The organism is Enterococcus viikkiensis (assembly GCF_005405345.1).
GTDB classification, from domain to species: domain Bacteria; phylum Bacillota; class Bacilli; order Lactobacillales; family Enterococcaceae; genus Enterococcus_A; species Enterococcus_A viikkiensis.
Window position 1 is genome coordinate 13,724 of record NZ_BJDW01000008.1, and the last position, 21,240, is coordinate 34,963.

A 21,240-nucleotide genomic window follows, 5' to 3' on the forward strand; every position below is an offset into this window, starting at 1 on the left:
GTAGCACTGGAATTCTTTTAATGAAAATAAGAAGCTTCAAACGAGAAAGAGAATCATTAACGAAGCCATAATAAGCTATTTAGCCTCTTGAATGAATTATATAGTGAACGATTCTGCTTAATGAAAACTTTCGAGTTCTAATAAAAAGACTATAGTTGTTTTTTTAGAGAAACAAGTATAAAATCATTTAGGTAACCGGTTTCCAAATTTAATCTGACGTATCTAATTGGAGGAATCTATATGTATCAAGCAAATGAACACCGCTATGAAAAAATGAGTTATCGCAGAGTCGCCGATACTGGCTTGGTTCTCCCCGCTGTTTCTTTAGGTTTGTGGCGCGGATTTGGTGATGAACGTCCCTTAAGTAATACCCGAAAAGTTCTTTTAGATGCTTTTGATAGCGGTATCAATCATTTTGATTTAGCGAATAATTATGGTCCTAAGCCTGGTAGTGCCGAATCTTCTTTTGGAGCAGTCTTTCAATCAGATTTGAAACCTTATCGCGATGAATTGATTGTCTCTTCCAAAGCAGGCTTTGATATGTGGCAAGGCCCTTATGGTTCCATGAGTTCAAAAAAACATTTAGTCGCTAGCATGGATCAAAGTCTAAAGCGCACCGGCTTGGATTATTTCGATATTTTTTATACCCACCGTCCCGATGAACAGACCAGTTTTGAAGAAACCGCGGATACTCTTGATTTATTCGTAAAACAGGGAAAAGCGTTGTACATCGGTATCTCAAACTATTCAAAAGAACAAACAGAAAAAATGATTAGACTCTTCAAGGAACGTCATACGCCTTTTGTTATTCACCAAGTTTCTTACAACATGCTAAACCGAGAGGCTGAAGAAGGATTATTAGATGTTTTACAGGACAATAAATTAGGCGCGATCGCTTATGGCCCGCTGGCGGAAGGCCTTTTGACCGATCGTAGTAGTCAAGAAATTCCTGCTGATTTCCCTGCCCATCGGACAAACAGCAGCCTGCTTGCTCCAGAAAATCTCGCTTCAACCCAACAGAAATTACGTTCGTTAAAAAAAATCGCGGATACACGTGAACAAACACTTTCGCAACTAGCCTTAGCCTGGTTATTAAAAGACCCAACCGTTGCAAGTGTCGTCATTGGTTCAACAAATATCGATCACGTTCACGACAATTTAGCGGCATTACAGCATTTAGATTTTAGTCAAAGTGAATTAACCGAAATCAAAACCATTCTGCATAGTTAAACAGCAAAAAGGTGTACTGATAAAAAAATTTCAGTACACCTTTTTTGCTAGTCGATTATTTCGTTCGTTTCAATAATAGAATGGCTCCTAATAAGCTAATCAATCCACCCGCAATCATGAATAAGCTACTCTCACTTTCCCCGGTCTTTGGCAGGAAACTATAACTGGATTCTTTAGTTTGTGAGCGCCCATTTTTTGACGTATTTATTGAAGAAGGCGCCGGTCTTGGCTGATTTTCAGATCGTTTGGGTGTAACATCCGAAGAGCTTTTAGAATCATTTCTGAAGTGAGCATTTGAATTTTCTCCGGTATTGCTACTTGGCTCTGTACTTGGATCTGTACTTGGATCTGTACTTGGCTCTGTACTTGGCTCTGTACTTGGCTCTGTACTTGGCTCTGTACTTGGTTCTGTACTTGGTTCTGTACTTGGATCTGTACTTGGCTCTGTACTTGGCTCTGTACTTGGATCTGTACTTGGTTCTGTACTTGGTTCTGTACTTGGTTCTGTACTTGGCTCTGTACTTGGCTCTGTACTTGGCTCTGTACTTGGTTCTGTACTTGGTTCTGTACTTGGTTCTGTACTTGGTTCTGTACTTGGTTCTGTACTTGGTTCTGTACTTGGTGATTCGCCATCGTCTCCTTGAATAACGGTTTGGCGTTGACTGTACGGAGTCAAGTGATTTTGATCTGACGTATTTCCGTCAGAAACTTTTACTGTAAATAAACGTGAGGCCCCTGTTGGAATAGGCGCTACTAAAGTAATCGTGAATTTGAAGTGCGCCTGTTTTAAGTCTGGATCGAAATAAATAGTATTGTCGTAATCAATCTGAATTCCTTGATCGACATTCTCGAAGCTTACGACTGCTTGTTGAATAGCAGCAGTATCACCAGAAAACGAGATAGTACTTGATACCTCGACAGGTGTTCCTACAGTCAACTTCGCTACGCCTGAATTAAACTGCGAGAATTCATCGGTGAAGTGAATGTTGTTTACGTTCCCCCAGCTGGCTTCATTTGCAATGACAGAAGGGTGGTTGATCGCATTTGCCTCAATCATACGGTAAGAAATTGGCGTGACAGACAGCAGTAAAGAGGCGGCAAATAAATGTGATACTTTCAAAATGATTCTCCTTTTCATCCATAATCGTTTCAAGGATAACTCAAATACCCGACACTACATTATGGTTTTCTTGTGGAAAATGACTGTGTTTTAAATAATTGGGAAGCATGTTTCCTTCTCAAAATTGCTTTCCTTCCTTATACTAAACAGTGAAATAGATTGGTTAGGAGAATTTTGATGCAGACAAAGGAAGCAATCAAAACTTATTTATTAAGTCAAAAGGTTGGTAATAAGCTGGCGGTATTCCATTATTTATTGAACTATCCGGATTACCTTAATCACAGCTATTTAGTTAAAAATTGTCATATATCTGAGAATACGCTGATCCTTTATTTAAAAGAATTAAATCAAGATCTACAGCAAAAAGTTGCTCCTACGATAAGAGTTACTAGCCGGCATCAATTTGCCGCCCTTGATTTGGCTGGAATGGACAGTGCTGAATGCTATTACAAACTTTTAGGGGCTTATTGTAAAGAAGCAACGAATTATCGAATCGTGACTTCACTACTTAATCGCAAAGTGAATTCAATTATCGCACTCAGCCACGAAACCAATTACAGTGTTCCGTATCTTTATTCACGTATGAAGGAAATTGATCAATTTTTAGCACTCTTCGGGCTGGCGATTTCTTTTACTAAATCTGGGGAACGAAAGATTGTTGGAACAGAAATTCAGATTCAGTATTGTTTAATCGATGTTTACTGGCGGATTTTTGCAAATACCGAACTGCCGTTTAGAGAAAAGGACACATTGAATACTTTTCAGTTCGTTGACCACTACCTTGATTTTCATTTAGCCGATCGCTTAACCAGTGGCCAGTTAGGTAAAGTCGCCTTGGTGTTGATGCTATGTACGGATAATTTTCCTTTCACGTCCTTTGAGGCCGTAAAAAAAGATATCGCAAAATACCCAAGCAATCGTATTTTTCTTCAGCCAAAGCTTGATTTCTTAAAACCTGATTTAGACCTTTGCGACGAACAACGCATTATTTTAAATATTCTTCTGCGTTTAACTACCGCAAAAGTTGGGACTGATGAAGAAAATTATCAACATTACATCCTCTTTCAGGAGAATCACTCGCCCTTCTTTGATACCGCAAAAGCGCTAGTCGCTGCTTTAATCAAGGAATTCGATTTAGCGATTCCAGAAAACAAACAAGTCTTAGCAATTTTGAATATTTGCAGAAATCGTTTATTCAATACCTACCTACCTCCAGCCGACTCAACCAAATCTAGTTTTACCTAGTGTATCGATGCAACAAGATAATCCCGCCTTTTCCGTGTTTATGAAGCGGCTACGAAAATTCTATCAAGTATTTAACCAAGAAAACCCTCAATACTCAACCGATTTAGAAAAGGAAAATGTCGATTGGATCCTGGAAGACTTATTCCATCTTTATGACTGTTATCGTCAAGTTGAGCCCTTACGGATCGGTGTTAACTGTACTAGTAACTACTATGTCAGTGATGATATTATTGGAAAGATCAAACAAGTATTTACAGATAATCTACAGCTGCAGACAAGTCAGATGGCGAAGTGTGACATCGTCATCAGTGATTGTCCTTTGCCTGATCTTGCTCCTGAGATCAAAAAAATCTACTTCATCGATGGTCTAGCAAATCGTGATAGTTTGCCCCTGTTGATGGAAAGACTTGCTCACGAAATCTTCACTTTGAAAAATCAGCTTTCTACTGAAGCAACATAAAAAACCGTTTGAAGCACTAGGGCTTAAACGGTTTTTCTTGCATCCTCAACGATTTCATCCTGATTTTCTTTGAAAAAGATAATTGGTCTTTTTCTTTTTACAAACGAAGCTTTCAGGAAATTCAGTCAATTCTGCGTACTTCTCATAATATTTCTTCGTTGGGGAAGTGAATTCTTTACTCCAGGGCTTGATATGGCCAGAGTAGTGAATAATTTTCGGTTGTTTTCGGGTTTCAACATAGGTCCGTTCCCCTTCTGGACGAGGATTTTTGACTTCCTTTTGCATAATATAGCTTTGAGCATTCCATTTTGGATGAATCGGTAGCCATTGATCATGTAAAATCGCGTTTAACGCATCCTGATCATGGAAACGTAATTTTTCAGGGTTGTCTTGAATGAATTTCAAGACACGGTTCGTCACGTCTTGCTCCAGCCATTTGTTCACATCAATTAGCATAAAACCAGAATTGAAGTAACGATAGGATTCGGTTTTAATTTTCATTTTTTCCAAACGGTGATGGAATCCGGCATCTTCTACCGCAGCTAAAATATTTCCCTTTAAATCCAGTTGCCATAATTTAGAAACATCCGTCAAGGCAATCATGTCACAATCTAAATACAACAAACGCTCGACACCTTTACCGCGAAATAACTGCGGAATCGCAATCCGAAAATAAGCTGTTTGTGGGATTCGATCACTCTCGACAACATTTTCAAAATATTTTTTATCGATCGTCAAGAAATGCACTGAGGAATCAAAATCCTGTAGCGTCTCTCGCATCAATTTTTTATTAACCATACTAATTTCATCATCGATCACATAAAAATCGTACTGGCCTGTATGCGTTGCTCCATTTTCTAAAATCGATACAAACAGGGCTGACACGTGAGGGGCGAATCCATCATTACAGCTAGAGACGATGGTCATTTTATCTTGTTTACTCATCGTACATTCACCACTTTCTCGAAAACACTCTCTTGCAACACTTTCATATAGGCATCTTGGAAAGGATGCCCAGTCAGTGTGTTCCACGGTTTATCGTGGCCGGTAAAATGAACGATTGCCGGATTTGCTCGGCCTTCTGCGTATAATTTTTTATGATAAAGCGTTGGAGCAGGATGCTTATCGGTAATCAATGAGCTTTGCATACTCCAACGTGGATGGATTTGTGTCCAATCTTCGTATAATACGGCATTTAATGCATCTTGATCATGATAAATAATTTTATCACGATTATTTTTTAAATAATCAATGGTCTTTTCTGTAATGTTTCGCTGATTCCAACGTTTAATATCAATGACCATCACGCCGGAATTGAAATAATAATCTTTCGAGTCAATTCCTAATCGAGCCAAGGCTTTCGTTTGGCCAGGATCAATGATCGCTCCTATTGTTTTATTTTCCAAATCCGTTTGATAAAGTTTTGTGACGTCATCTAAAATAAATGTATCGGCATCAATGTAGAGGATTTTTTCATAACCGGAATTTTTGAACGTTTTCGGTAACGAAATGCGATAATAGGCGGTCGTCGTGATGTGGTCGCTCACTAAAAAGTCTTTGTAAGTTTCTTTGTTGACGGTCATGAATTCAATGGCCGCTTTAGTCGAATATAGTTGCACCGTTTGTTTCAATTTTCTTTTACTTTCCATGGATAAGTCATCATCAATGATATAAAAATGAATTGGAGTCATTCTGTTGGTGTGCTCTAGCAAGGTTCGGATCATTACGCTTAAGAAAGGAGCATAATTCTCATCAGATGCTGTCACGATTGGTAACTCTTTTTGGTTAGAAAACATACTATCTGCACTCCCTTATTTAGTTTTGTTCGTTTTCTTACTGTTTCTGAGACCAACATACGCCCCTGATTATGGATTTCCAAAGAAATTGCTTAAAGGTCTCGATATTTTTTAATAAAAATGATTAAAAAGCTTGATGTTCTTAACTTTATTTGATAAATTCCGTTTTTTTCTCTTAAACGGAAAAAATTGATACTGTCTTGTCACCTGCTTTTTCTAAGCGTATTAGTTTAAAAAGAACCTCTTTTGTTCTATGGTTAATTAGACTACTTAATAAAGGAAGGGTTTCAATGAAACTGGCAACAATTGATTTAGATGGAACATTGTTAAACGCGCAAGGAGAAATCCCAGAGGAAAATCTAGAAGCATTACGGAGATTTGACGCTCAAGGTGGAATCGTTGTATTAGCCACCGGACGTTCGATCCATTCAGCCACTGAAGCCTTTGCCAAACTCGCTATTAATGGCTACACGCTAGCCTCTAATGGCGCTTATGCCGCTCGAATCGAGCAAGGCGAGATTGCTGAAGTATTGAACGGTTTTACGATTCCTTCAGCAGTTGTCGAAACAACATTCGCCTTAGCAAAAGAAAAACAGGTTACTGTCGTTGCTAGTCGAGCAGAACAGGACGACCGGATCGTCTTTGATCCTGCGAGCGCCGAGGTCAACAGCCCTTACTATGCGCAATTCAAGCTAGCCGATACTTCTCCTAAAGAACTGATTGGACATTTGAAGAATACGGGCATCCGTTATTTCAAACTGGCTTTTAATAGTCCCGATACCACAAAGTTAGCTGCCTTACGTTCAGCTTTCAACGTCAAAAAAATCACCAGCACTTACTCCGCCAAATATTGGTTGGAAGTCATGGCTGATGACGTGAATAAAGGCACGGCATTGAACTTTTTATTAGACTATTTAAAAATCTCCCAATCTGAGAGTATCGCTTTCGGTGATCAGGAGAATGATTTGGAAATGCTGCAGTTTGCCGGTACTAGCGTCGCCATGGAAAATGCCATCCCTTTGATTAAACAAACCGCCGCACAAACCACCAGCAGCAATGATGAAGCCGGAGTGGCGGCAGTTATCAATACGTATCTTTAGTCGTGAAAACGAAAAACAGGAGTTGGGCAAAGTTTTGCCCAACTCCTGTTTTACTTAACCTAATTCTAAACCCGCTTTAGTCGAAGCTTCTTCCACGACTTTCATGACTGCCAAGCTATGATCCAGCCGTTCTGCGGCAAAAGCACGATCCTTTTCGCGGATCACCGCTTCAAATTTTTTAAACTCATCATACATCCGGTGATGTGTTGATTTTTCAGAGATGCTTTGCTCACTATCTTTATGTTGCAGCACTGTTTCAATAATGGTGCTGCTTGGGCTTTTCACAATAATCGTGCCATCTTCCCCTTGAATTGTCGCATGACTTTCTGTGAAGGAATCTTTGGCTCCAATACATGCAGCTTTGAAAGAGCCATAATCCAACATCAAGATACCGGAAGTATCGACCCCTTTTTGAATATTCCCGTAATACTCGACACCTTTTGGTAGACCGAATAGTCCTAAAACAAAATGAATATTGTAAATATTAATGTCCATCAACGCACCGCCGCCAAATTTTGGATTGAAGGCGGGTAAGATCTCACCTTTACGAAACGCATCGTATCGAGAAGAATATTGAGAATAGTTGCATTCGATCAAACGAACTTGCCCGATTTCCGATAACGCTTCTTTGATTTTTTGATAATTCGGTAAATATTGATTGGTAACAGCTTCGATCAATATTAATTGTTTTTCCTCGGCTATTTCTTTCAATTCAGCCAGTTCACGGTATTTTAAAGTAAAGGGCTTCTCACAGATCACATGTTTTCCGGCCAGTAGCGCTTGTTTGGCAAAGCCATAATGCAAATGGTTCGGCACGGCGACATAAACCGTATCGATCTCCGATTTTAAAAAGTCTTCCGCCTTTGAAAAAGTCGCGCCGATCTTGTATTCCTCTTGCAATTTTTCAGCCTTTGGCACACTTCGTTCAGTGGATAAAATCGCTGATAGCTGGATCTCCGGAAGCTCCGTGGTCATTTTTAAAAATTCATTAATGATCATGCCTGTTCCAATAATCCCTAATTTCATCATTTTCCCTCCATTATTTCGCTTCTAATGTAGCAATTCCCGTTTCTAAAATCTGCAGCTGTAAAATCGTTTCTTCGTCCTTGACGATTTTTTCCTGTCCATTGACAATGGCATCATGAACCCCTTGATAGATGCGGCTGTAATCGCCCACTTCGGATACCACTTTTTCCTCATGATAGCCCGCCTCATCGACATAGGTCAAGAGCCCATAATGCTCAGGCAAATCAATCCCGAAATCTGCATGGTTCGGTAAATAAAACAACTTCAAATGTTCTTCCTGCCGGTCTTTCGTCTGTTTCGTGAAAACACCTTTTTTGCCATACACAACAAAGCTTGGCCGTTCTTTCAGACGGAAATAGCTGGATTTCACCGAAACCTTTAGCTTGCCATAATAAAAATCTAAGTCAAAATAATCATTCATTCGATCCTCACCAAGTAATTGTCGGACATCATAACGAATCTCGTCCGGCTCACCAAAATAACTCAAGACCTGGTCAATCGTATGACACCCGTGCCCATACAAATAGCTATCTTCTTTCGAAAAATGGGTCACATTTTCTGGTACTTCTGGGCGAAAATAATCATAGTGCATTTCGATCTCGATTAAATCCCCAAGTTTGCCACTTTCGATAATTTTTTGAACAGTAAGAAAATCCGAGTCAAAGCGACGATTCTGATAACATTGTAGAAACAATCCTTTGCTTTTGGCCGATTCGAAGAGTTCGATAGCTTCTTTAGACGTTTCAGTGAAGGGCTTTTCTACTAAGACATGTTTCCCTGCTTCCAACACTTTTTTGGTATACTCATAATGAAACTTTAAAGGGGTAGTGATCACCACTAAGTCGATCGCTGGATCATCCAGGATATCAGCTAGCTCTGTTGTATATTGAACTGCTGGTAAAGGAGCCCAATTTTGCCGGCCAGATGGCGAATAGATCGTTTTAATCTTGAGCTTATCTGCCAGTTTAGTAGAAAATGGGATGTGGTAGCGATTGGTACTTTTGCCGTTGCCTAAATATGCGATAGTTAACATGAATTCGCCTGCTTTCTTTCTATTTAATAGCTTCATTATAGCGAGAAAAACTGGCGCAAATAGTTATTTCAACAATTAAAAAAATAATGTTTACAAAAAAGGCCGCTACTCTTCTTTTCGTAAACATCATGTTCAGGAGGAAGCCATGCTCATCGAAAAACTCACACAACAAGACAACTTCAGCCTCGCTGAAAAACGGATTGCCGACTATATTTTGGCGCATCTTACAACGATTCCCACGATTTTTATTCAAGAATTAGCGGAAAAAACTTTTTCCTCCCATTCTACAATTATTCGTTTATGTAAAAAAATCGGCTGCACCGGCTTCCGCGAATTCAAAGAAACGATTGCCGAAATCGTCTACACCCAGCGTCGCAGCAGCGAAGCGGTCAATGTAAATTTCCCTTTTGAATCCTCAGATACCGCCAGTGAAATTGCGCAAAAAATGGCGGACCTGACCATCAACACGATCCAAAAAGCTAGCCGCCAAATTGACGCGGACCTTTTGGATCAAGTCGCCGATCAGCTGCTACAGGCTGAACGAATTTTTCTCTTTGCCCAAGGAGACACTCAGCTTAGAGCCCGTAGTTTTCAAAACAAATTGATTAAAATCAATAAATTCGCGATCCTTGCCGAAGAATACGTCGATACCCAATGGAACGCAGTAAATCTGACAGATAAAGACTGCGCCCTTTTTATTTCCTACGGCGGTAGCAATCCCGGTTACGAAAAAATCATGCGCTATCTATCCGAAAAAAACGTGCCACTGATCCTGCTAACCGGAAATCCCAATTCTGCCCTTGTTCCTTTAGTCACCAAAACACTATTAACAATTCAAGAGGAATATGATTTCGCTAAGATTGCAACCTTTTCTTCCCAAACCGCCTTTGAATATATTTTAAACAGTCTTTTTTCCGTGATGTATACCCGTGATTACGAAAAAAACATCCGTACACTACGAGAAAATCAGATCGCTATGCAAGACGGATTGCTGGCAGACGAAGAACAATAAAAAACAATGCTCGGAATTCGAGCATTGTTTTTTTTATTGTTCTTCAATCGGATGATAAGTGACCGCCAAACCTCTTTTTACCGCTGGTCTTTCCGCGATTTTCTGCGACCAGGCCATTAAATGAGGGTACTCCTGGACACTTAAGAATTCAGCTGAACCAGGATAGCTTCTGTCCAACATGATTTGGCCATACCAAGACCAGATTGCAATATCCGCAATCGTGTAGTCGTCACCTGCGATGTAGGCACGTTTCGCTAAAGTTTGATCCAACAAATCCAATTGCCGCTTCGTTTCCATCGTATAGCGATTGATCGGATATTCCATCGGTTCCGGCGCATATTCGAAAAAGTGACCGAAGCCACCGCCCACAAATGGTGCCGCGCCCACTTGCCAGAACAACCAATTCAACGTTTCTGTCCGGGCGTGAAATTCTGTAGGGAGTAATTGCCCGAATTTTTCCGCTAAATAAAGTAAGATTGCACCGGATTCAAAAACAGTCACTTGTAGACTTTGATCCACTAGTGCTGGGATCTTCCCATTCGGATTGATGGCGGTAAAATCCGAACCGAATTGATCGCCTTGACTTATATCGATTTTGTACAGATCATAGTTTGCATCAGCTACGCCTACTTCTTTCAGCTCTTCAAACATGATTGGAATCTTGATCCCATTCGGTGTACCTAGTGAATACAGCTGAAAAGGTGCCGCTCCAACCGGTAACGTTTGTTCAAACCGGCTTCCAGCAGTGGGACGGTTGCCACTGGCTGAATCATTTTCATCCTGCCATTGCCAGATCTTTGGTAATTCATAGTTAGACATTTGTTCGCTCCTTCTAGAAAAATTCTTTCTCTTTTATTTTACCCTTTCTAATGAGTAATTCTAACTATTCGGCTTGAAGGGCATTTTTCAGTTATCTATTATTGCCGTAAAAATTATTTATCTGCGGTACTCTATTCTGTCCGATGGTCCCGAAGTCGATAACCAACACCGATTTCGGTGATTAAATACTCTGGCTTCAACGTATTGCTTTCGATTTTTTTACGGATATTCGACATATTCACTCGCAATGTCTGAGAATCGTCACTGTATGGACCCCACACTTCCGTCAGCAATGATTGATACGTCACGACCTTCCCTAACTGTTTAAACATCAACGCTAAGATACGATACTCATTTTTGGTGAGATGAATCTCATGGCCTTCTTTATATACCAGTTGCTTGTCAAAATCGATCTTCAAGTCCTTATTTTCAATCACCACTTGTTGATCAGTATTTGTGCCTTGATGACGTAACGCTGTGCGAATCCGAGCTAGCAACTCACCGGTGCCAAAGGGCTTGGTGACATAATCGTCTGCTCCAAGGTCCAAGGCCTTCACCTTCTCATTTTCATTTTTACGAGCCGAAATAATAATGATCGGCAGTTTCATTCGCTTGCGCAAAATTTTCAATAGATCGATCCCATCAATATCCGGCAGCCCTAAGTCCAGCAACGCCAGATCAAAGGAGTTGGTTTGAAAGGCATTTAACGCCGCCATTCCGCTGTCCACAATCGTTAACTGATACCGCTCCTGCTGTAAAACAACCTCCATGAAGTCAGTGATATTCGGATCATCCTCAATTAATAAAATCGTTTTTTCCATCCGTCTCCTCCACTTTTTCAATTACTTCAAATACAATTTTGCAAGCGTACGACCGTTCGTGACGAGCATTTCCATTTTTCCATTATGAGCGTGAATAATCGTTTTAACAATACTCAAGCCAATACCTAATCCATTTTTCGAGTCCACCGGTACTTCACTGGTACTGGACAAATTATTTTGAATTTTTTGGAACTGCTTTAACGGGATCTCGCCCTGATTCTCCACTTGGAAAACCGTTTGCCCTGCCTCTTGATACACGCTCAATGACACCGGCTGGTCTTGTTGACCATGACGCAACGCGTTTTCTACTAAATTAAACAGCGCCTGTTCAATCAAAATGGGATCCACTTGAATGAAAATCATCTCCTTTGGCAGCGCCACCTCAACCTGTCGATCAGGATACACCTTTTTCAAATGGTCATAGACCGCCTCTAGGATCTCTTCCACCGGTTCTGCGCTTTTATTTACCTTCATCGTATCCATATTGATTCGAGTGATCGACAATAAATTCTCTACCATCCGAATTAGCCATTGCGCTTCACTTTGGATATCTTTCAGTAATTTTTTTTGGGTGGTTTTTTTCAGATCAACAGTGTCCTCTAATGTCTCTGCAATGCCAGAGATCGCGGTCAATGGACTGCGCAGATCATGTGAGACTGCTCGCAGTAAATTACTGCGGACCTTTTCTCGTTCATTCTCCAGTTCGATCTTTTCCTTTTCACTTTTTAAGTCCGTTTGTTCCAAGATCGCCGCCATTTGGGTCAAGACCAACTTCAAATAATTCAACTGATCGTTTTCCAGCTCACGCTGCTTGCTGCGCTGAATCCCCAACACCGCTAACGTTTTCCCGCTGGCAATCACTGGCAGATAGAAGCCTTTCGCGCCAACTAATGTATCCGTCCCGTTGCCTGCCTCCGTCTGATTTTTGGCAGTCCAAAAAGCCACTGCCGCTTCTTCTTTACTGCTGAGGCAAGTGCTTTGACCAGTCGGAAAATGGACGCTTTTAACCTGTCCTTTGGAATCAAACAGCACCACCTCCCGCTCTAGCAGTCGAGCAAGATACGTAGAACTAATCTCAAAAATTTGTTGACGATTCTCGGCCAGAACATATTGCTTATTCAATTCATGGAGAATCTCCATTTGATGTTCCTTTTCCATTGCCGTCTCTGCTTGTTTTTTTAGTCGAACCATCAAATTGCTGATCATGATCGCGACGACGCACATCAGCACGAGCGTAAAGGGATAGCCCTGTTTGTAAACAGTCAAAGAATACAGTGGTTCGACGAAAAACCAGTTAAAAGACAAGACACTTAAAATCGACGCCAACGCGCTCCAAAAGTAACCTGAAGTCACGCGGGCCACCAACAAAATGAAAAAAATATACATCAGCATCAGATTTTGATCGCCGACATGTAAGTATTGCATCAATTCTGCCACAATCGTTGCTAAAAACACGCCCCCTAAAGCAATAAACAGATCCTTTCCGCCGCCTTCGATTACTTTACGGGTTCTAAACCAGCAAGATGTCTTCACTTCTTGGAAAGGAATCAGATGCAGTTCGGTATCCGCCAACCGTTTCAACAATCGATCCTCTAAGTCTTCTGCGAAAATTTTTTCATACCACGGTTGCTGTAAATTTTTTCCCATGATAATATCCGTGACACCGGTCATTTTGGCATACTCCACGATAGTTTCGAAGCTGCCATCTTCTTCAATACTGATCACCTCCGCCCCAAGCTTCTCAGCCAAAGGAATCTTCGTCATCGACGATTCTTGAGAACGAATTTGGATCACTACCCATTCCGTACCTAAGCCTTGTGCTAGTCGGGCGGTCCAACGGAGACATTTTTCCGTCATTCTAGGAAACCCATTATCTACGATCGTCAGCAGCTTACTTTGAATTCGAAGCGTCTTCCCACTGAAACGATTGATATGGTCAGAAGCTCGTTGAATCGCTAAGCCCCGCAACTGATCCAATTTTTGTGGGATGAAAAAATTCTGTAAAGCCCGCTGCGCGTTGACATCTGAATAAATTTTCCCTTGCTCTAAGCGAGAAATCAATTCATCCGGTTCGACATCAATCACTTTCAGGGTCGCCTGCTGAAAAAAAGTATCGGGAACCGTCTCTCTCACCTCGATACCGGTAACTTCTTCCACGATGTCATTCAAGCTTTCAATGTGCTGAACATTGACGGTAGTAAAAACATCGATTCCCGCATGAAGCAGCTCCTCTATGTCCTGATACCTTTTTCGATTTCGAGAGCCTTCCGCGTTCGTATGGGCCAGCTCATCAATCAAAACGATCTCAGGAGCTTGACGAATGATTTCATCGATATCGGGTTCGGTTAATACAATCTGCTTATACGGAATTTTTTTAGGCGGAATCTGAGGTAAACCTGCTAGCAACCGATTCGTCTCTGGTCGATCGTGAGGCTCGATATAGCCTACCACGACGTTTTTTCCCATTAATAAAAGCTCATGGGCTTCTACCAGCATCCCGTACGTTTTTCCTACTCCCGCTGCAAAGCCGAAAAAGACCCGCAGCTTGCCGCGAGCGCCGTCACCAGCTGGCGCGCAGTCCGCCTGTTCTGGCTGGTGTTGCTTTCCATCCATCCTGCTGATCCCCCTTTTCTTTTTTCTAGCGATATAGAACAATTCTCTAACCATTACTGACTAGAGAATCGTAGAAAGCTATTTTATTGGTATTATGCGGTCCAAAGCCAAATTCAAAGACAAGACATTCACGAAACGCCGCTGTGAAAGCCAATCCTTCTGGCTATTTTTTTCTATTATAACATGGATCTTAGCAGGATTCGTCTGACGCTCTTTGGCGACCCGATCGACTTGGAACTTCGCTGCTGCTACGCTGATATCAGGATCGACGCCACTGGCTGACGCCGTGACTAAATCATTTGGTACTTGTTTTTCAGTTGGATTTTCTTGCAATTGTTGCTTAGTCCGATTGGCAACTTTTTTCTCTTGTTCTGTGGAAAGCGGCGATAGCTGACTGACTTTTTCAGGTCTGCCAGAAAAATAACTCGGCTGATCAAAATTTTGACCAATCAGCTTTGACCCAACGGTTTGTCCTTTAACAATTACTTGACTGCCATTGGCTTGCTGAGAAAAAAATAATTGTCCTAAACCCGTAACCAATGCGGTATAAAGCCCTCCGAAAACCAATAAGCTTAACAACAGAAAACGCAAGCTACTGGCGATACTTTTTTTCATCGTCTAGTCCTCCTATAAAATAATCAGTGAAAGAAGCAGGTCGATCACTTTGATAAAGATAAAAGGTGCTACAATTCCACCTAACCCATAAATCAATAAATTGTGGCGTAAAATTTGGCTAGCGGGTTTTTCCTTATAGTCTACCCCTTTTAACGCTAAAGGAATCAATGCGACGATCACCAGCGCATTGTAGATCACGGCTGAAAGAATCGCGGTCAATGGGCTCCCTAACGCCATAATGTTCAACCGCTCTAGTTGGGGATAGATACCGTAAAACAATACTGGAATGACCGCGAAATATTTCGCGATATCATTGGCGATACTAAAGGTCGTCAACGCCCCCCGGGTCATCAACAGCTGCTTTCCGATACGAACAACTTGCAATAATTTCGTTGGACTTGAATCCAGATCAATCATATTGCCTGCTTCTTTTGCTGCTTGAGTTCCCGTATTCATTGCCATTGCTACATCAGCCTGAGCCAATGCGGGAGCATCATTGGTCCCATCACCAGTCATCGCAACCAAGTGACCCTTTTCTTGGTATTGGCGAATCAGATCCATTTTATTTTCTGGTGTCGCTTCAGCTAGAAAATCATCGACCCCCGCTTCAGCGGCGATCGCCGCAGCAGTCAGAGGATTATCCCCGGTGATCATAATTGTTTTGATGCCCATTTCTCGCATATCTGAGAATTTTTCTTTGACGCCGTTTTTCACGATATCTTTCAAATAGACCACCCCCATTACCTGCTGATTCTTAATAACCACCAAGGGAGTCCCTCCGGCACGAGCGATTTTTGCGACTATTTCGTCACACTCTGCCGGATAATTTCCGGCTTGACTGAGTACATATTTTTTAATGGTATCCGCGGCGCCTTTACGTATTTCATCGCCCCGGTAGTCGATCCCACTCATGCGGGTCTTTGCGCTAAAATCAATAAATTTAACTTCCGACTGTTGAAATTCTCGTTCCCGCAAATCAAATCGTTCCTTCGCTAAAATCACGATACTACGCCCTTCCGCCGTTTCATCTGCCAATGACGATAATTGTGCGGCATCGGCTAGTGCTTTTTCACTGACACCATTTATGGGTAAAAATTCGCTGGCTCGGCGATTCCCCAAAGTAATGGTTCCTGTTTTGTCTAGTAAAAGCACATCCACGTCGCCGGCTGCTTCGATCGCTCGGCCGCTCATGGCGATAACATTCTCCTTTGTCAAACGACTCATGCCAGCAATCCCGATAGACGAGATCAATGCTCCAATCGTTGTCGGCGCCAAACAAATCAACAGTGCGATCACGATTATCAATGACAGCGCACCGCCTTTTCCAGAAAGCTGACTGCTGAACTCGGTAAAGGCGACAAGCGTGATAGCGACCGTAAGAAAAATAATCGTCAAGGTAATCAGAAAAATCTGTAATCCAATTTCATTAGGTGTTTTCTTCCGTTGGGTTCCTTCGACCATCGCGATCATTTTATCTAAAAAGGAATGCCCATTCTCCGAAGTGACACGAATCACCAAATAGTCAGAAACAACCGTCGTTCCGCCTGTAACAGCACTGCGATCCCCTCCAGATTCTCGGATCACTGGCGCAGATTCCCCTGTAATGGCACTTTCATCCACGGAAGCTGCACCTTCAATCACGTCACCATCAGCGGGAATCTGTTCTCCAGAACGAACGTAGACTAGGTCCCCGCGCTTCAAATCTGAAGAACGCAGCTCTATGAAATTTTCCTCTTTAATGTCAGAAAGATTCATGATCTTATAGGTCATAACTTCCTTCTTCGCTTGCTTCAAACTGTCCGCCTGAGCTTTTCCTCGGCCTTCTGCCACCGCCTCCGCAAAGTTCGCAAATAACAGCGTCAGCCATAAAAAGACGGTGACCGATAGGCTGAACCATAGAGGCACGCCCGTCTGGTAAAAACATAAGATCGTTGTCACGATCGCACCTAGATAGACGATGAACATGACGGGATTTCTAATTTGTTGACGCGGATCTAATTTTCTAAACGCCTGTTTCGCTGCCCACAAATATATTTTTTTCATTTCTACTCGCTCCCTTTACTTAAATGTAAAAAATTCGGCAATTGGTCCCAACGCCATCGCTGGTAAAAAGCTCAAGGCACCGATCACTAAAATCACAATGATCAGCATCGACACAAAAGTCGGACTAACAGTCGACAAGGTACCAGAACTTAGTGCTGCTCGTTTCTTCCCACCCATATTCTCCGCCAATAATAAAATAGCAACGATGGGTACAAATCTTGAAACCCACATCATGAGACTACCGATTAGATTCAGATAAGTTGTGTCTGCCAATAAACCGCCAAAGGCACTGCCGTTATTATTTCCCAATGACGTCGCTCCATAAAGCAACTCACTAAAAGCATGAGGTCCACGATTAGTCAGCCAGCTTAAAACTTCCGGATGCAGTACCAGAGCCATTGTGCCAAATAATGTTAGCATCAAGGGCGTCAAAATAACTAAGCTCGCCATTTTGATGTCAAAGGCATCGATTTTTTTACCCAAATACTCCGGTGTCCGACCGACTAACAATCCTGCGATAAAAACGGCCAATAAAATAAATGCCAACATGCCATATAGTCCGCTACCGACTCCACCAAATATAATCTCTCCCAGCTGCATCAAAAACATTGGGATCGCTCCGCCAAAAGGTGTGAAGCTATCCAACATGGCGTTAACCGAGCCATTGGAAGCGGCAGTCGTCCCGATCGCCCACAAACTGGACCAGCCCACTCCAAAGCGGACTTCCTTTCCTTCCAAGTTCGTTGATCCCAACACATGAGCAAATTGCGGACCATAATATTCGCTAAAGGCTACTCCAATGAAAGCCAGCGACACAAAAAATACTGACACGATCAAAATTGTACGGCCTTGTTTCCACTCCTTCACCCAAAAGCCAAAAGTAAAAATTAAAGCCACCGGAATTAAGAGGATCGCTAAGTTTTCTAAAAAGTTCGTCATAAGCGTTGGATTTTCAAAAGGGTACGCCGAATTGGCACCGAAAAAGCCACCGCCATTCGTTCCTAATTGCTTGATTGCCACTTGACTAGCTACCGGACCAAGATACAGCCAGAGATTTTTTCCTTCTAAACTCTGATAGGTCTGCCCTGTTTGAAACGTCTGGACTGTCCCTTGAGAAATCAATACCAGGGCTAAAATAAGGGAAAGCGGCAATAAAATATAGACCAAGCTACGGGTTACGTCTTGCCAAAAATTTCCCAGCAAACGTTTCTTTGTTTGCACGAGTCCCCGCAGAAATGCGGATAATACCGCAATTCCTACTGCTGCGGAAACAAAATTTTGTACCGTCAGCCCAAACATTTGCGCCGTATTAGACAGTGTAGTCTCGCCGGCATAAGCCTGCCAATTCGTATTCGTCACGAAGCTCACTGCGGTATTTAATGCTAAAGGCAGTGACAAATTTTTTACTTCACTGCCGCCTGGTAGCCAATGCTGTGTCATTAAGATCACTATCAGCAGGATCAAAGAAAAAACACTCAGCAGGATCACGTTTAAAATATAGCGCCCCGCAGTCATCTCTTTTTGACTAAGTGGGCCGATTATTTTATAAAAGAACCGTTCCAGCGGCTGAAGAACACGAGCGCCTCGTGGAGGGGTGCCTTGCATTACTTTTTTGATGTACCAACCTAATGGCGCTGCCAAAATTATTAGAATTGCTAAGAAAAATAAACCTTGATAGATAACACTACTCATAAGCTTTCCCCCTAAACAAGCACCAAAAAAGATAGACCATTAATAAAAAACCAATCATCCCTAAAATAATCATCATATGACTCCTCTTCCTTTCCCAATGAAGCTCTTTCTTACAACCAAAGCATAAAAAAAAAGACCTAAAGATAGTGTGAAACTTGAAGCAATTTCTTTACACGATCTTTATAGGTCTTGAATGTTGAAAAACAACCGCCAAGCCCTGATTCATCTGCGGCTTAACGGTTGTTTTTTTTAAGGCATCTTCATCCAAACTGGCTCAAACTGATTACCGTCAGGATCCACGACTTCTAAACTAAACATTTGATCTTCTTGCATCCCCATTTCAACAGAATGATAACTGCCACCATTAGCTTTCGCAGCTTCCGCGATTTTTTTTACCACTGCTGGACTTTCTACTGAAAAAGCTGTTAGGGTTCCGCTTTGTGTCTGTGTGTCTGCGATCTTCTTCCCTTTCAAAAATAAATTATAAAAATCGTACTCTAACAACATAATCCAAAAATTATCGTCCCAAACCATGGAGCTAGAGCGCTCATTGGAAAACTCTTCGTTTTTCTTAAATCCTAGCTTTTCATAAAATTCTGTGGAGGCCTGCACATCTTTCACGGGGTAATTAACAAATACCATTGTTGTCATCTTTTTCACTCCAATCAAATTTTCGTTTAGTATGAACTGCTCCCGCAAAAAAGGCAACGAAAACGATTGCATAAAAGTGAATGGCCGATTTATGAGGCGGAAAAAAATACTTCTGCTTGGCTTAGCCCTCTTTATGGCGGGATCATTCGTCCATCGACGCACTACTGGCAAGCTGGCTTTCACTATTTTCTGCTACTTCCAAAAAATTGACGGTGCGGGACAAGCAAGTGAACCGTTTAAGTTGAAAAAAAGATGGACCCCTTTAAGGGGTCCATCTTTTTTCTTATTCTGAACCTAACTCTGCGCCGTTGGTTGCAATGACTTTTTTATACCATTCAAAACTGTCTTTTTTGCTACGATTGAAAGTTCCATTGCCTTCATCGCCTTTATCGACATAAATGAAGCCATAGCGTTTCGACATTTCTCCGGTTCCGCCAGAAACGAGATCAATACAGCCCCACGGAGTATAGCCGATTAGATCCACCCCATCTTCGATTGCTTTGCTCATTTCCTCGATGTGGCGGCGGAAGTAATCCATTCGATATTCATCATGGATCGAACCATCTGCCTCGACTTTATCGACTGCTCCCAGACCATTTTCTACAATCATCAATGGAATTTCATACCGGTCATACAATTCATTCAGCGTGAAACGCAGTCCAATTGGGTCAATTTGCCACCCCCACTCGCTCGTTTCTAAGTATTCATTTTTCACACCGCCAAATAGATTTCCGCCAACACGATCATCGCTTTCGCCAATTGTTGCGGCCACACAGCTGGTCATGTAATAAGAAAAAGTATAATAATCCACCGTTCCTTCTTGCAAAATCTCTTCATCGCCGGCTTCAAAGTCCACTTGGATACCGTGCTTTTCAAAATAATTCTTCATGTAGTAAGGGTATTTCCCTTTGACTTGGACATCCCCACAAAACCAGTTCAGCTTTTTCACCAGCTCTTGACTAGCCAAAACATCCTCTGGTTTACAGGTCAAAGGATACATTGTGATATAGGCCAGCATACAGCCAATTTGGAAATCAGGATTGATCTCATGACCGATTTTTACTGCCTTGGCACTCGCAATAAACATATGATGCAAGGCTTGATAACGGCGTTGTTCGTCATCTTCACCTAAAATCCCTAATAAATTACGCCCACCCATCGGCAAGGTTCCGAAGTTAATCTCATTAAAGGTCAGCCAGTATTTGACTTTGTCTTTGTAACGTTTAAAAAGCGTTGTCGCAAAATTAACGAAGAAATCAATTGTCTTGCGATTCGCAAAACCACCATAGTTTTCTGCCAACGCATACGGCAGTTCAAAATGACTGATCGTGACTAGCGGTTCGATGCCGTACTTTTTACATTCATCAAAGACTTTATCATAAAAGGCCAAGCCGGCTTCATTGGGCTCCGTTTCATCGCCTTTTGGGAAAATCCGTGACCACGCGATACTTAGGCGGAAAACCTTAAAGCCCATCTCTGCAAACAAGGCAATATCTTCTTTGTAGTGATGATAAAAGTCGATCCCATCATGATTAGGATAATAGCCATCCGGCTCGATCGTTGGGGTCATTACGCGTCGTTTGTGCAATCCTCCAGCCCGCATATGATCAGGAATACTCTCGCCCTTTCCATCTACGTCCCAAGCCCCTTCACATTGATTAGCCGCAGTGGCTCCGCCCCATAAAAAATCTTTTGGAAATGTCATTTACTCTTCCTCACTTATCTTAAAATTTAGCGTTTTTGCATTCTAAACGTCAAAAACCTGCCAACAAATAAACGTTCTGAACGTTCCATTTGTTACCAGGTTTAGCTTGCTAAATGCAATCACTATCCATTTTCTTTCTACAAAAATTATAGCACTTTGTCTGCAGCGAAAGCAACCGCTTTCCGCATCAAAAAAACAAACTATTCGGTGTTTCATATAGTTATTTAATTCATGCTATAGGAACCCCTATTTGTAAATC

Annotated in this window: 18 protein-coding genes; 5 read left to right on the plus strand and 13 right to left on the minus strand. The window is 41.8% G+C overall.

The window, feature by feature from the left end; genetic code table 11:
- The first annotated feature begins 240 nt into the window (after nt 1-240).
- The gene (locus tag FFM67_RS05625; protein ID WP_137613603.1) at nt 241-1,230 is read left to right on the plus strand and encodes an aldo/keto reductase; all 990 of its coding nucleotides are present in this window, start codon (nt 241-243) and stop codon (nt 1,228-1,230) included.
- Nucleotides 1,231-1,285: 55 nt separating this feature from the next.
- Here the strand turns inward: FFM67_RS05625 and FFM67_RS05630 are convergent, their stop codons facing one another.
- Nucleotides 1,286-2,350 (minus strand): LPXTG cell wall anchor domain-containing protein, encoded by a 1,065-nt coding sequence (locus FFM67_RS05630; protein WP_137613604.1) that lies wholly within the window; start codon nt 2,348-2,350, stop codon nt 1,286-1,288.
- 177 nt (nt 2,351-2,527) lie between these two features.
- Between FFM67_RS05630 and FFM67_RS05635 the strand changes: the two genes are divergently transcribed.
- Both FFM67_RS05635 and FFM67_RS05640 read left to right on the plus strand, forming a co-directional pair.
- Entirely contained in the window at nt 2,528-3,595 is a 1,068-nt protein-coding gene (locus tag FFM67_RS05635) for a helix-turn-helix domain-containing protein (protein ID WP_137613605.1), read from the plus strand.
- Nucleotides 3,596-3,602: 7 nt separating this feature from the next.
- Nucleotides 3,603-4,055 carry a hypothetical protein gene (locus FFM67_RS05640; RefSeq protein WP_137613606.1) on the plus strand — a complete coding sequence of 151 codons (453 nt, stop codon included), beginning with the start codon at nt 3,603-3,605 and terminating at the stop codon, nt 4,053-4,055.
- 54 nt (nt 4,056-4,109) lie between these two features.
- Here the strand turns inward: FFM67_RS05640 and FFM67_RS05645 are convergent, their stop codons facing one another.
- Entirely contained in the window at nt 4,110-5,000 is an 891-nt protein-coding gene (locus tag FFM67_RS05645; protein WP_137613607.1) for a glycosyltransferase family 8 protein, read from the minus strand.
- Nucleotides 4,997-5,851 carry a glycosyltransferase family 8 protein gene (locus tag FFM67_RS05650; protein ID WP_137613608.1) on the minus strand — a complete coding sequence of 285 codons (855 nt, stop codon included), beginning with the start codon at nt 5,849-5,851 and terminating at the stop codon, nt 4,997-4,999. Before FFM67_RS05650 ends, FFM67_RS05645 begins: the two co-directional genes overlap by 4 nt.
- A 290-nt stretch (nt 5,852-6,141) precedes the next feature.
- Between FFM67_RS05650 and FFM67_RS05655 the strand changes: the two genes are divergently transcribed.
- The gene (locus FFM67_RS05655; protein ID WP_137613609.1) at nt 6,142-6,951 is read left to right on the plus strand and encodes an HAD family hydrolase; all 810 of its coding nucleotides are present in this window, start codon (nt 6,142-6,144) and stop codon (nt 6,949-6,951) included.
- Between the two features lie 54 nt (nt 6,952-7,005).
- On the opposite strand, the gene FFM67_RS05660 is transcribed toward FFM67_RS05655, so the two are convergent.
- Together FFM67_RS05660 and FFM67_RS05665 are read right to left on the minus strand one after the other, a co-directional pair.
- On the minus strand, nt 7,006-7,977 hold the full coding sequence (locus FFM67_RS05660) for a Gfo/Idh/MocA family protein (protein ID WP_137613610.1): 972 nt from the start codon (nt 7,975-7,977) through the stop codon (nt 7,006-7,008).
- Between the two features lie 13 nt (nt 7,978-7,990).
- The gene (locus tag FFM67_RS05665; protein WP_137613611.1) at nt 7,991-9,010 is read right to left on the minus strand and encodes a Gfo/Idh/MocA family oxidoreductase; all 1,020 of its coding nucleotides are present in this window, start codon (nt 9,008-9,010) and stop codon (nt 7,991-7,993) included.
- A gap of 145 nt (nt 9,011-9,155) precedes the next feature.
- Here FFM67_RS05665 and FFM67_RS05670 point away from each other — a divergent pair, with 145 nt between their 5' ends.
- Entirely contained in the window at nt 9,156-10,022 is an 867-nt protein-coding gene (locus FFM67_RS05670) for a MurR/RpiR family transcriptional regulator (protein WP_137613612.1), read from the plus strand.
- Nucleotides 10,023-10,055: 33 nt separating this feature from the next.
- Here FFM67_RS05670 and yghU read toward each other — a convergent pair whose 3' ends face one another.
- The 8 genes from yghU to FFM67_RS05710 all read right to left on the minus strand — a co-directional run bounded on the left by yghU (nt 10,056) and on the right by FFM67_RS05710 (nt 20,981).
- Nucleotides 10,056-10,841, minus strand: a complete 786-nt coding sequence (gene yghU, locus FFM67_RS05675) for a glutathione-dependent disulfide-bond oxidoreductase (RefSeq protein ID WP_137613613.1) — start codon at nt 10,839-10,841, stop codon at nt 10,056-10,058.
- 131 nt (nt 10,842-10,972) lie between these two features.
- Complete coding sequence (locus tag FFM67_RS05680) at nt 10,973-11,662, minus strand: response regulator transcription factor (RefSeq protein ID WP_137613614.1); 690 nt, start codon at nt 11,660-11,662, stop codon at nt 10,973-10,975.
- A gap of 21 nt (nt 11,663-11,683) precedes the next feature.
- Nucleotides 11,684-14,275 (minus strand): DUF4118 domain-containing protein, encoded by a 2,592-nt coding sequence (locus FFM67_RS05685; RefSeq protein ID WP_137613615.1) that lies wholly within the window; start codon nt 14,273-14,275, stop codon nt 11,684-11,686.
- Nucleotides 14,276-14,353: 78 nt separating this feature from the next.
- Nucleotides 14,354-14,890: a potassium-transporting ATPase subunit C gene (locus FFM67_RS05690; RefSeq protein WP_137613616.1), complete on the minus strand. Its 537-nt coding sequence runs from the start codon at nt 14,888-14,890 to the stop codon at nt 14,354-14,356.
- A 12-nt stretch (nt 14,891-14,902) separates the two neighbouring features.
- Entirely contained in the window at nt 14,903-16,933 is a 2,031-nt protein-coding gene (gene kdpB, locus FFM67_RS05695; RefSeq protein ID WP_137613617.1) for a potassium-transporting ATPase subunit KdpB, read from the minus strand.
- Between the two features lie 15 nt (nt 16,934-16,948).
- Nucleotides 16,949-18,625 (minus strand): potassium-transporting ATPase subunit KdpA, encoded by a 1,677-nt coding sequence (gene kdpA / locus FFM67_RS05700; RefSeq protein ID WP_137613618.1) that lies wholly within the window; start codon nt 18,623-18,625, stop codon nt 16,949-16,951.
- Between the two features lie 249 nt (nt 18,626-18,874).
- Nucleotides 18,875-19,276, minus strand: a complete 402-nt coding sequence (locus tag FFM67_RS05705; RefSeq protein WP_137613619.1) for a VOC family protein — start codon at nt 19,274-19,276, stop codon at nt 18,875-18,877.
- Between the two features lie 283 nt (nt 19,277-19,559).
- Nucleotides 19,560-20,981: a glycoside hydrolase family 1 protein gene (locus FFM67_RS05710; protein WP_137613620.1), complete on the minus strand. Its 1,422-nt coding sequence runs from the start codon at nt 20,979-20,981 to the stop codon at nt 19,560-19,562.
- Between the last annotated feature and the right edge of the window lie 259 nt (nt 20,982-21,240).